This is a genomic window from Amycolatopsis ponsaeliensis (assembly GCF_030182635.1).
In the GTDB taxonomy this organism is placed as follows: domain Bacteria; phylum Actinomycetota; class Actinomycetes; order Mycobacteriales; family Pseudonocardiaceae; genus Amycolatopsis; species Amycolatopsis ponsaeliensis.
The window spans coordinates 16,551-28,837 of sequence record NZ_JAPZLD010000083.1; the positions used below are offsets into that span (position 1 = coordinate 16,551).

At 69.7% G+C, this 12,287-nt stretch carries 7 protein-coding genes and 1 pseudogene; 6 read left to right on the forward strand and 2 right to left on the reverse strand.

All coding sequences use genetic code 11. The features are described from left to right. Genes QQ657_RS53995 through QQ657_RS54015 form a run of 5 tightly spaced genes read left to right on the forward strand, consistent with a single transcriptional unit; the run spans position 1 to position 9,925 of the window. Positions 1 to 1,563 carry a baseplate J/gp47 family protein gene (locus QQ657_RS53995; RefSeq protein ID WP_284750281.1) on the forward strand — a complete coding sequence of 521 codons (1,563 nt, stop codon included), beginning with the start codon at positions 1 to 3 and terminating at the stop codon, positions 1,561 to 1,563. Then, complete coding sequence (locus QQ657_RS54000; RefSeq protein ID WP_284750282.1) at positions 1,560 to 3,617, forward strand: hypothetical protein; 2,058 nt, start codon at positions 1,560 to 1,562, stop codon at positions 3,615 to 3,617. Before QQ657_RS53995 ends, QQ657_RS54000 begins: the two co-directional genes overlap by 4 nt. Continuing rightward, positions 3,610 to 5,838 carry a DUF6519 domain-containing protein gene (locus QQ657_RS54005; RefSeq protein ID WP_284750283.1) on the forward strand — a complete coding sequence of 743 codons (2,229 nt, stop codon included), beginning with the start codon at positions 3,610 to 3,612 and terminating at the stop codon, positions 5,836 to 5,838. Before QQ657_RS54000 ends, QQ657_RS54005 begins: the two co-directional genes overlap by 8 nt. Before the next feature lie 11 nt (positions 5,839 to 5,849). Beyond that, positions 5,850 to 8,483: a vWA domain-containing protein gene (locus QQ657_RS54010; RefSeq protein ID WP_284750284.1), complete on the forward strand. Its 2,634-nt coding sequence runs from the start codon at positions 5,850 to 5,852 to the stop codon at positions 8,481 to 8,483. 56 nt (positions 8,484 to 8,539) lie between these two features. After that, on the forward strand, positions 8,540 to 9,925 hold the full coding sequence (locus QQ657_RS54015) for an eCIS core domain-containing protein (RefSeq protein WP_284750285.1): 1,386 nt from the start codon (positions 8,540 to 8,542) through the stop codon (positions 9,923 to 9,925). A 39-nt stretch (positions 9,926 to 9,964) separates the two neighbouring features. Here the strand turns inward: QQ657_RS54015 and QQ657_RS54020 are convergent, their stop codons facing one another. Both QQ657_RS54020 and QQ657_RS54025 read right to left on the reverse strand, forming a co-directional pair. Continuing rightward, positions 9,965 to 10,168 carry an acyl-CoA-like ligand-binding transcription factor gene (locus QQ657_RS54020; protein ID WP_350310777.1) on the reverse strand — a complete coding sequence of 68 codons (204 nt, stop codon included), beginning with the start codon at positions 10,166 to 10,168 and terminating at the stop codon, positions 9,965 to 9,967. Next, entirely contained in the window at positions 10,165 to 10,290 is a 126-nt protein-coding gene (locus tag QQ657_RS54025) for a hypothetical protein (RefSeq protein WP_284750286.1), read from the reverse strand. The genes QQ657_RS54020 and QQ657_RS54025 overlap by 4 nt, the downstream gene beginning before the upstream one ends. Positions 10,291 to 10,402: 112 nt before the next feature. Here QQ657_RS54025 and QQ657_RS54030 point away from each other — a divergent pair. Further along, a pseudogene (locus tag QQ657_RS54030) lies at positions 10,403 to 11,934 on the forward strand (ISL3 family transposase). The last annotated feature ends 353 nt before the right edge of the window (positions 11,935 to 12,287 follow it).

Here is a 12,287-nt window from a genome sequence, read left to right on the forward strand (position 1 = left end):
ATGGTGGACATCGTTCAGGTGAACGGCCAGCCGGTCATCGACTACGCGGCTCGGGACTACGAGAGCCTGCTGCAGGCCATGCGCGACCAGATTCCACGGAAACTGGCCCAGTGGACGGACTTCACCAACGAGGCCGACTTCGGCAACGTCCTGCTGCAGCTGTTCGCGCACATCGGCGACATCCTCAGCTACTACCAGGACCGCGTCGCGAACGAGAGCTTCCTCGGTACGGCGCAGACCCGGCGCAGCGTGATCGAACACCTGCGGCTGATCGGCTACGAGCTGGGCACGGCCGCCGCGGCCGCGGCCGACCTGACGGTGACCGTGCCCGGGTCGGTGACGTCGACGGTGACGCTGGCCAAGGGCACCGCGTTCGCGACGAAGAGCGGGCAGGACCGGCCGGCTGCCCGCTTCGAGTACACCAGGGACTCGCCGCTGGTGATCGACTTCAGCACGATCACGGCCGATCCGTCGACCGGCCGAAAGGTGTTCACCGGACTGTCGGTGCAGGAGGGCAGGCTGGTCGACCGCGAGGTGCTCGGCACGTCCGACGGCACCCCGAACCAGCGCTTCCCGCTGACCCACCCCGGCGTCCTGCTCGGCAGGCCCGACGTCGCCCAGCCGACCGGCCAGGACATCATCGTGCGCACCGAACTGGCCGGCACGGTCGACGTGTGGACCCGGCGGGACACCTTGGCGTTCAGCCAGGCCGGGCAGCACGACTACGTGGTCGAGGTCGACGGGAACGACCAGGCCGAGGTCATCTTCGGAGACGGCGGCTTCGGTGTGGTCCCGCGGCAGGGAGCCCTGATCACGGCCACCTACCGCACCGGCGGCGGCCAGGCCGGCAACGTTGCGGCGGGCACGATCACCACCATCGCCGACGCGCCCACCCTCGCCCTGCTGGGCGCGACGGTGACCAACCCGGCGCCCGCGACCGGCGGTGCCGAGCGGGAGACCGTCACCCACGCCGTCGCCCAGGCACCGTCGGTGTTCCGCTCGCTGCGCCGCGCCGTCACCGGAGCCGACTACGAGGCGCTGGCGCTGAGTTACAAGGGCGTCGGCAAGGTGCGGGCCGCCGCCACCGGCTGGAACACGATCACGCTCTACATCGCGCCGGAGGGCGGCGGCAAGGTCAGCGACGTGCTGGAAGCCGGTCTGATCGGCTACTTCGAGGACAAGCGGATGCTCAGCCAGATCGTCGAAGTGTCCGATGTGGACTACGTGCCGATCTTCGTGACGGCCGAGATCGCGGTGCGGAGTTTTTTCGTGGCCGCCGACGTCCTCGCCGCGGTCCGGCAGGCCGCGGCCGCGCTGCTCGCGTTCGACAACGTCGACTTCGGCCAGTCCGTGTACCTGAGCCGGTTCTACGAGGACAGCCAGAACGTGCCGGGTGTCCAGTTCGTCAACATCACCGAGTTCCGCCGCGGTGACGTGACGACTCCCGCCGTGGAACCGCACGGCACGATCGTGCTCGGCCCGAACGAGGTGCCGATCGTTCCCACCGTGTCCGCCTACGCCCTGGGCCTGAACGTGGTGCTGGTCGACCAAGGAGGCCGGTGACGATGCGTCTCCTCGGCATCACCGCGACCGCGCACAGCGACGGCAACCGGATCGACCTGTCCTGGTCGTTCCCGGATCCGAAGCACCCGGTGAACGTCCGGGTGGTCCGGGCGGAGCACACCCATCCGGTGAAGCCGGAGGACGGCGTGCTCGTGGCGCAGGGCAACGGGATCACCACGGCCACCGACACCGGCCTGCTCGGCGAGCACGTCTACTACTACACACTGTTCCCGTTCACCGGGAGCCCGCCGGTGTACGACCCCGACCCGCACAACGCCGCCGAGGCGATGGCCACGGCCTCCTACGACTTCGCCGGCCGGCTCCACGCCCTGCTGCCGGCGATCTACCGCCGCTACGACGCCGAACGCCCGCCCGCGCTGCGGCCCGGGCAGTCACCGGTCACCGATCCCGGGCAGCTACGCGGGTTCCTGGACCTGCCCGGCGCCGAACTGGATCGGCTGTACAGCCTCAACCGGGCCGCGCTGGGCTTCCTGGACACCGATCGGGTCGACGGCCGGCTGCTGCCGCTCCTGGCTCAGTGGATCGGCTGGCCGACCGACTCGCGGCTGCCGGTCGGCGCGCAGCGCAACGAGATCCGCTACGCGCCCCGCCTCTACCCGACCGTGGGCGGCGTGCCGACGCTGGACGCGACCGTCGCCCGGGTCACCGGGTGGGCCAACCGCACCAAGGAGTTCGTGCACAACGTCGCGCGCAGCAACCAGCCGGAGCGGCTGAACCTGTTCTCCACGTTGCGAGACGCCACCGGCACCTGGTCGGATGCCGCGCTGGCGTCGGTCAACTTCGCCTACGACGGCCGCCCCGCCGCGGTCCGCGACACCGACGGCTCGACGCTGGTCTTCTTCCACACGCTGCGGCAGCACGGCTGGGACATCTGGGCCAAGCGGTTCGCCGACGGCGAGTGGCAGCCCAGCGTGCCGGTCGTCGACCGGCCCGGCATCGACAAGAATCCGGCCGCCGCGGTGCAGGGCAGCCTGCTGCGGCTGTTCTGGCAGACCTACGATCCCGCGTCGGGCTGGCAGATCTCGACCGCCACCCGGACCGGCGAGATCTGGTCGGCGCCCTCGATGTTCGGCGATCCGGGGACGCAGCGGCGGCTGCCGGCCGCCGTGGCCGACAACGCCGGTGGCGTCTGGCTGTTCTGGCTGGAACTCGTGGCGGGCGGTTGGCAGGTCCGCTACAACCGGCACAACGGCACGATGTGGCAGCTGACCACACCCGCCACCCTGCCCTCGGACGGCGGCGCGGACACCAGGGTCGAGGACGACCTGTACGTGCTGTTCCACCCGACCAGCACGACCCAGCGGCTGTGGTTGTTCTGGGCGCGGCACGAACCGGGCGGTCCGGCCGGCCAGACCCGGTGGAGCATCGTCCACCGCGTCAAGCAGGGCCTCGACCCGAACGTGTCGGACTGGTCGCCGGTCCGGTCCCTGCCGAAGACGACGACCGCCTACCACGACCGGCAGCCGGCCCCGCTGGTGACCGCGACCGGTGACATCGAACTGTTCTTCAGCTCCACCCAGAACGGTGGCTGGACCATCGTCCGCAACTCCCTGGCCGTCAGCACCCTCACTTGGGGCACGAACCAGCTGGTGGTCGACGGCCCGTACGCGCGACGCGGCCCGCTGGCGGTCGACCTGGGCACCGGCACCCTGCTCGTGCACCGCTCCAACGCGAGCATCCCGTACGCCAGCAGCGAGTTCGGCGCGACCGCGACGCTGGACAACCGCTACGCGGGAACGACCACGGTGGACACCGGTGGCGAGCAGAAACTGAAGCGGCGCGGGGCGTTCGACGATTTCCAGACCTACACCTACGACACCGGCACCAACGGCCGGCGCGACAACGACGTGCACGTCTCGCGGGACACCGTCGGGCTCTACCTCACGCCGACCGTCACCGATCCGGCACAGGTCAAGGCGACCACCGACCGGCTGGCCGGGGTGCTCGCCGGCTTCGCACCGGTGACGACGAGAGCCGTTTTCATCACGCCGCGAACCGGCAAGACCATCGCAGAGGGGGGTCATCGTGGGTGACTTTTCACGCAGCACGTTCGACCGCGTCAAGCACTACGTCGGTGTTCGCCTGCAGCAGGGCGTGCCGCTGGTGGACGCCGACTGGAACGAGCTGGAGGACATCCGGCGCTTCGAGGTCCAGGCGTTCCTCAAGTGGTTCGTCGGCGACGGTGTCCCGGCCGGCAACGACGGTTTCCGGATCGCGGCGGCCGCCGGTGGTGGCGTGAACACGATCCGGCTGACGTCGACGACGTCCGCGCCCGCCAACTCGACGGTGAGCGTGGACCTGACGCACTCCACGGCCGCGGCCGTACTCGGCTTCACCGCGCCGAACCAGCAGGCCGGTCGCCGGCTGGCGCCCGCGCGGCTCACCGGTGAGGCGACCGAGCCGTTCCCGCTGACCGCCGGCATGACGCTGGTGATCACCGCTGACGGCGCCGCACCGGAGACCGTCACGTTCTCCGCCGGCGCCGCGACGGCCGCCAGTGTGGTCTCCGCGATCAACGCGTCGGCGACCAGGGTCGTCGCGTCCGCCGGTGCCGGCGACGACTTCGTCATCACCGGGGGAGACGGCACGCCGGAGCACGCGGGGCGCTGCCTGGCCGACGGCCGGGACGCCGTCCAGGAAGGACGGTCGGCCTACGGTTCCCAGCCGCTGTACGCCAACAGCGCGCTGGCCGCCGCGTGGGGCGTGCCCGTGGTGGCGCCGCTTGCCGCGCCGTCCAGCGGCACCCGGTCGGACCTGGTGTACCTCGACGTGTGGGACCGGGAGGTGACCTCCACGGAGGACGGTTCGCTGGTCGACCCGTTCGTCGGCGTCGAGACGAGCGTGCGGCTCAAGCGGGAGTGGGCGGTGCGGGTCCGGGTGGGCGGCACGACGGTCCCGGTCAGCGGGGACGGTGACTTCACCGCCGGGCACTCCTACCTGCCGCTGGCCCAGCTGGCCCGGCAGGCCGGCGCCCCGGCGATCCTCCTGCCGGCACTGACCGACCTGCGGCCCCGCAGCCTCCAGATGGCGCCGAGCACCCTGGCGGAAGACATGCTCGGCGGTACGGCCGCCGACTACCGGCAGGGCCGCAACCGGCCCAAGGTGAACCTGCGCGACACGATCAACGCCCTGCTGACCGGTCAGCTGCCGGCCAGCCAGGACATCCCGGTGTCGCCGGCCACCGGGCTGGACGTGCTGAACAAGGCCAGCGTGGTGGACGCGAACGGCGGTCTGGTCGCCGTCTGGCAGTCCGCGCGCAGTGGGGGCACCAACCAGATCCTCGCCGCCCGGCTCGACCCGGCCCATCCCGAACTCAATTTCACCACCGCGCCCGCGATCACCAGCGGTGGTGCGCACCTGGAGCCGGCCGCCGTCGCGTTGCCCAACGGCGACGTCCTCGTCGCCTACCAGACCGGGGGGTTCGACCAGACCGGCACCGACGTGATGATGAAGCGTGGCCCGCTGGCCACCATCGGCACCCTGGCCGAACAGCCGGTGGCGAACACCGCCAATCCCGTCGCCGACCAGGCCGCGCGCGCGGCGATCGCCGGGGACCAGGTCGTGTTCTTCACCCATCAGAGCAGTTCCACGCTGAAACAGTGGTTCTACCGGCGCTACCGGCACACGGACAACACCTTCCTGGACGGGGCACCGGTGGCGCTGTCCGCGACCGGCCTCACCCAGCGGAACCTGCACTGCGCCGCGGCGGGCGGTGTCGTGTGGGTGGCCTACGCCGACGGCACGAAACTCCAGACGCTGCGGTTCAACCCGGTGCCCGCCACGACGAACCCGCAGGACCCGCCCGTCATCGACTTCACGTTCAACACGGCGGCGACCGGCGCGCTGGACGTGTTCGTGCTCGCGCTCAGCGCCACCGACGCACTCGTCTGCTACGACGACGGCAGCGCCGGGCTGGGCATCGCCGCGTGCAGCAACGGCACGTGGACGACCAGCCACATCGCCGACTCGGACACCATCGACGGCTTTCCGACGTTGGTGCGCGATGCCGACGGCACCGTCTACCTCGTCAACGCCCGGCTGCTCTCCACCAGCGTCATCGATCTCGTGCTGCGCCGGCGCAGCACGATCAGCGGTGGCTGGGCGAACGCGCAGCGCCTGATCACCAACGTCCAGATCAACCAGACGCCACACCCGCTCCTGGTCCCGAACCTGGGCCTGTGGCTGCTGTGGCAGAGCAATCGCACCAACGCCGATTTCGACATCTACGCCAAGCAGCTCATCACCGCAATCTGAGGGGAACCACCATGCCAGACCCGATCATCAACCCGACAACCGGTGGCGCCGCCGCCTACACGATGTCGGACACCAGCGCGTTCGTCACGGTGTTCTCGGTGGCCCTCCAAGCGGGTGGGGGCTCGCAGGAGAGCTACACGCTGCAGTACGCCGACGCGGTGACCGGCGTGACCTCGTCGCTGACCCACATCGACGCCGGCACCGGGGCCCGCATCACCCAGCAGCTGCCCGCCAACGGCACTCTGTTCGTGCCACCCACCGGCACCCACCAGTACCAGATCGACGTCGTGACCGACACCGTCCAGGGCGACACGGTGAACGTCGGCGTCACCTTCACCGACCTGAACGGCGGTGTCGTCGACGGTGAACTGTGGGAACTCCGCGTCTCCGCCGGTACTCCGGCCGGCTGGTCGCTCGGCTTCTCCAGCGGCAACGTGGAGGTCCAGTGGGCCGCCGTCAACCCGGTGGCCACGCTGAACGTGCCGGCCACGGCGGTGGAACTGCAGAACCCCGACCTGCACGCCGGCAACGCCTTGTCGGACAAGACGCTCGCCGGTAACCCACCGGACTTCACCGCGAAATACGACTGGTCCTACACCGGCGCGGCTCCCATCACGGCCATCTCGAACAACCCCGCGGAGCCCACGGAGACCACCGAGCCGAAGCTGACGGTCAACCTGCCGAGCGTGTACGAACAGGTCCCCATCCAGTTCGGCCTGAACGTCAAGCTGACCGACACAGCCGGCATCTACACCGGATTCCTGCACAACTCCACGACCGCGCCGATGACGATCACCCAGCGCCGCAAGGACATCGTCTTCGTGCTCGACCGCTCCGGCAGCATGGCGCTGGAGAACCGCTTCGAGAACGCCAAGACCGCGAGCCGGGTGCTGGTCCACCTGATCAACGGCCTGCTCAGCGGCGTGGGCACCGACGACCGGGTGGCGATCGTCGCGTTCGAGGACGAGACCGTCGGCTTCCGCGCCGGCCCGCCGTCCAGCCGGATCGTGGCGCTGCTGCCGCTGACCCCGCTGGACGACGCCCTGAAGGCCATCAACAACCCGGCGTTCGACTTCGGCGCCCCGGGGACGAACACGCCGATCGGTGACGGGCTCATCTTCGCCATCGACCTGCTGGGCAACGCCGGGCCGATCACCGACCAGCGGTTCTCGATCATCGTGTTCACCGACGGTCAGGAGAACTCCGGCCACGTGGCGCTGGTGCCGGCCTCGGCGACACCCGCGAACGGTGCGATCTCCTTCCAGGACGCCGTCAACTCCAGCTCGCTGCGGCAGGCCGTGCTGGACCCGAAACGCTGCGCCCTGTCGGCCATCGCGCTGGGCCCCACCGCCGACCAGGGCGTGCTCTCGCAGCTGTCGACGTTCCACGGTGGTGTGTTCGCCCTCGCCAACGACCCCAGCGAGCTGACCCAGCACGTCGGGGACATCCTGGCGGACGTCCAGAAGGTCAACGCGGTCACCAAGGCCACGACGCCGACCACGGGTGTTCCGGACCCGGACGCGCCGCCGGCACCCGCCGTGCTGCCCGCGGTCTACTTCTCCACCGAACCGAGCGTGGACCGGCTGGTCCTCGCCGTGACCCCGAAGGCCGGCACCACCGTCTTCACCGACACCATCCAGCTGTCGAGATGGGATGGTGCCTCGTTCCAGCCGTTCCCCGTGGAGATCCAGGAAACCCAGTCGGACCGGGCGCTGTCGGTGGCCCAGCTGCCTGCCGTCGCCAAGGGGAAGAAGATCGACTGGCGGCTCATCCACGGCACGGGGCCGTCCACCGCGGAGGAGCTGGACCCCAGCCAGGTGCTGGTGTACCTCGACCTGCACCTGCTCGCCGACGTGGTGCTGGACAAGCCGTCCTACCTGACCGGAGACCGGATGGTGCTGACCGTCCGCATCCGCCAGGACGACCAGCCGATCCGCGGTGCGACCGTCACGGCGACGCTGGACGCTCCGGCTGTCGGCCTCGGCCAGCAGCTGACGGCGCTGACCGGGGCGACCCCGAGTTCCGTCGCCGGCAGTCCGGACAAGCCCACCTGGATGGAGCAGCGCATCGGCGCGCTGCTCACCAAACAACAGTGGAAGACGCTGCCGCGTACCTGCCACGGCGGCAGCGGACTGTTCGTCGACGGGACGAACAGCCTGGTCGACCCGGACGGCGACGGCAACTACACCAACACGTTCGCCCAGGTGTTCAAGGAAGGTACGTACACCTGGCACCTGTCGGTGGCCGGAACGGACGTGACCGGCAACCCGTTCACCCGGGAGCTGACCATCTCCACGTTCGTGCGGGTCAAGGTCGACCCGAAGGCCACCAAGATCAAGGTGACCCGGATCGCGCACGACCCGAGCGGCATGCTGGCCGCGCAGGTGGTCGTCCTGCCGCAGGACAAGCGCGGCGAGGACCTCGGGCCGGGCAAGGACGACGAGGTCATCTTCGCGCTGCGGGACGGCTCGTTCCAGCACGTGGTCAACCACCAGCCGGCGCCGGTGGAGACCGACGGTACCTACCAGCGGGTCATCCTGTTCACCAACCACCAGCGACCGAAGCTGCGGGTGCGGGCCGCCGGCGTGCTGTTGCCGACGATCGACATCCGCCAGCGGCTGCTCGGTTTCGGGAACGACGACTGATCGGCGACCGGACGGAGGCTCCCGGGCCTCCGTCCGGTTCCGGCTTCGGAGGAGACATGGCCAGTAAACGTGTGCTGAGCAGGGAACCGAACCGGCAGGCCCGACCGGCCCGGACCGCACCGGCGGCCGTGCCGGTCAGCCCGGTGGCGGCCGTTCACCGTGCGCTGGGTAACCACTGGTGGGGCGCCGCGTTCGCCAGGGACACGGTGGCCCGCGGCTCCGGGACGCCGCTGCCGGACGGGGTGCGTTCGTCGATGGAGCACGCCTTCGCGGGTGCCGCCGTCTCGCCGGCGCCGGCATCGGCGCAGGGCAAGTCCGCGGTGAGCAAGGCCGGGGATGCCGGGGAGCGGGAGGCCGACGCGATCGCGGCCAAGGTGGTCGCCGGGCCCGCGCCGACGACCGCCCGCGGCCCCGACTTCGGTTCGGTGCGGGTGCACACCGGGCCCGGCGCCGAGCGCGCGGCGCGTTCGCTCTCAGCCGCCGCGTACACAGTCGGAGACGACGTCGTGTTCGGCGCCGGCCAGTACCAGCCGGACACGCAGGCCGGCCGGTCGCTGATCGCGCACGAACTCACCCACGTGTTGCAGCAGCGGGCCGGGGCGGAGCAGGTACACCGCAAGGAGATCGACTCGTCGCTGGCCGGGGGAAACCGGGCGAACGTCGGCCCGTCCGACTGGCTGGCCCTGGACCGGCAGGAATGGGAGATCCTCAGCCTCAACGGCGGCATCCGGTCGCTGTCCCCGTCCAACACGTTCATGCGCGCGGTGTTCTACAACACGCAGAACGTCCTGCCGGGCGAGTACACGACGGTACGGCAGCGCCACGACTACTACGACCTGATCAGCTACGTCCTCGAATTCGACCGGAACACGCCGGCCCCCTTGCGGGACATCCGTTTCTTCCACGCGGCCACGGTGGTCACCGGAACGCCCGGAGTCGGCTCGGTGGACACGGCGCTGGGCGCGAAGATGCTGGGCCAGGACACTCGCCAGATCCTCCGCGACGTCAACGAACAGCTGTTCGCCCTCAACATGAAGGTCATCCACAACCTGATCTTCGACTGGAAACAACCCCGCGACCCGGTGACCGGTGCGCCAGGAGCGATCGGCGGGTTCGATTTCGACATCCGGATGGTGCAGAACGAGCAGCGAACGGTCGAAAACTTCATCACGAAAGACTCTTCGCGGTTCACCGGTTCCGTCGTCAGTGAACTCAACGACACGTTGGATCCGGACAAGTTCGGCCAGTTCTGGAACCCGTCCAAGACCGGCTTCGAATGGGCGAAGAAGGCGCTCGGCGTGCCGGCTCTCGACTTCCGGAACATCGACCACCGGCAGGCGATCGGCTTCGCCGAGGTCCACCTCTTCCACCACAAGCCGTACGCCGACTACGAGGCGTTCGTGCGCGCCCGTAAGCCTGCGACCCCCAAGGCCGCCCCGTGATCGCCGTCGCCCGGGTCGGCCGAGCCCTTGGCAATCTTGTTACGGCTCAGGCATTTCAGCGCTGATCGAGCCCATTGCGCGGTCGAGTAGCCGACCCAGTTGTTGCGTGCCATCGCCGGCGATCCAAGTCGCAACGGCGGCCTCGAGACAACCCAGGGCGCTGGCGATGAGGGCACGTGGTCGCGGATCGGCCGGGTCGTCCGGGTCCGAACCGAGCCGGCGCGCGAGTTCGGGTGCGATCAGGGCGCGGAACTTCGCGTGCTTTCCTGGTTGAGCGCCGCGAGGGCGGGGGTCGCCACGGCGAGCGCGGCCAGCCGATGGGCGCGCTCGGTCTGGCTCGCGTAGTGCTCGACGAGCGGGCCCATCGCCTGGCGGAGCGCGGACCAGGGTCTATCCCGTGATCGGCTCTGGCGCACTTTCGGTGGTGGTGTGCTGGGTCCCCAGCGGAGACGGGTTTGGGGGTTGCCATGATCGTTTGTGGCTGAGATGGCGAAGCTGGTCGGTGCAGTGTTCTCGGGGCTTTCAGCGCTGTCTATCGAGAGCGTCGAGGACGCTGGCGATGTGATCGTTGTACGGGCATCAACCAGGGGCGATGCGGTGGCGTGCCCTGCCTGCGGAACGCCGACGGGCCGAGTTCATTCCTTCCACGAGCGAGTCCCCGCAGATGTGCCGGTCGATGGACGCCGGGTCCTGGTGAGGTTGCGGATACGCCGGATGCGGTGCCCTGTCACCGAGTGCGCGCCAGACCTTCCGGGAGCAAGTACCGGGCCTGGTCGAGCGATACCAGCGACGCACAGTCCGACTCGGCGAACAGGTCCGTGCTGTCGTGCGCGAGTTGGCAGGCAGGGCCTCTGCCCGGCTGCTGCCCAAAGTCGGGATCGCCCTCGGGCGTGACACCGCTGTACGGGTCTTGCTGGGCATGCCGTTACCGGATCACGCGGTGCCTCGGGTGCTGGGGATCGATGATTTCGGCCTGCGCAGGGGTCATGACTACGCCACCGTGTTGATCGACGCCGACACCGGCGTCCGGATCGACGTGCTGCCCGGGCGCGGTGCCGAGGTGGTGGCCGGTTGGCTGCGGGCACATCCAGGAGTCGAAGTCGTGTGCCGGGACGGTTCGGCAGCCTACGCGCAGGCCGTGCGGGATGCGCTGCCGCAAGCGATCCAGGTCGCCGACCGATGGCATCTCTGGCACGGTCTGTGCGACGCTGCGGGCAAGGAGGTCTCAGCTCACAGTGCGTGCTGGGCCTCGGCCACGGGACTGCGCGAGGGAAAGCTTGCCGAGACCACTCTCCAGCGGTGGCAGCAGATTCATGCCCTCCTCGAGGCCGGAGTTGGGCTGCTGGACTGCTCACGCCGTCTCGGCCTGGCGCTGAACACAGTCAAGCGGTACGCCCGCGCGGCGACACCGGAGCGCATCCAGCGGGTCCCCAAGTACCGGGCCTGCATGGTCGACCCGTATCGGGACCACCTACGCGCCCGCCGTGAACGGGAGCCGGGCGTCGGGGCGACCAGCGCTGCTGGGCGAAATCCGCGCTCTGGGCTACAACGGCAGCCAGAACCTCCTCGTGCGGTATCTGAACCAGGGACGGCATCTTGACGACCATCCGCACCTCTCGCCGCGCCGGGCCGCACGGCTGCTGCTGACCCGGCCCGAGAATCTCACCGAGCGGCAACGCGAACGACTCGAAGCTCTGACCGCGGCCTGCCCCGAAATGGCGGCGCTGGCCAGCGTTGTGCGTACCTTCGCTGCCCTGCTCGCTCCTCGCAGAGACAACCCGGCCAAGCTAGCGGCATGGACGACCGCCGCACGCGAAGCGGATCTACCACACGTGCACTCTTTCGCGCGAGGCGTCGAACAGGACATCGACGCCGTCACCGCTGCGATCACCCTCGAGCACCACAACGGGCGAACCGAAGGCGTGAACACCAAAACGAAGCTAATTAAGCGGCAGATGTACGGAAGAGCCGGCTTCGCTCTCCTGCGCCACCGCATCCTCCTCGGATAACCCACCACCGAAAGTCCGCCAGAGCCGATCTTGGAACAGTCCCCGCAGGAACCGGATGATCGGGCGTGCGCGTCCGGAGACGGCACTGAGCCCGCGTCGGTTGGCGAACGTCAGGGGCGGTGAAGGCCGATCACGGGGTGGAGGTCGATGTCGTCCCAGTACGTTCGAGGCTGCCAGCTCCGTGGGTGACCGGCCAGGATCCGGTGGGCAGCGATGCGGCGGGGGGGGGGGGGGGGGGGGGGGGGGGGGGGGGGGGGGGGCGGGCGGGGGGGGGCCCGCCCCCCCGGCGCGGGCCAGCCTGTGGTGATTCACCGGCCGGGTCAGGTCGTCGCGATGGACACCACGATCCTGCC

Coding starts and splice junctions, on each gene's coding strand:
- QQ657_RS53995 (WP_284750281.1), top strand. CDS start 1: ATGGTGGACATCGTTCAGGTGAACGGCCAGCCGGTCATCGACTACGCG.
- QQ657_RS54010 (WP_284750284.1), top strand. CDS start 5,850: ATGCCAGACCCGATCATCAACCCGACAACCGGTGGCGCCGCCGCCTAC.
- QQ657_RS54015 (WP_284750285.1), top strand. CDS start 8,540: ATGGCCAGTAAACGTGTGCTGAGCAGGGAACCGAACCGGCAGGCCCGA.
- QQ657_RS54025 (WP_284750286.1), bottom strand. CDS start 10,290: ATGGGCCCGCTCGTCGAGCACTACGCGAGCCAGACCGAGCGCGCCCAT.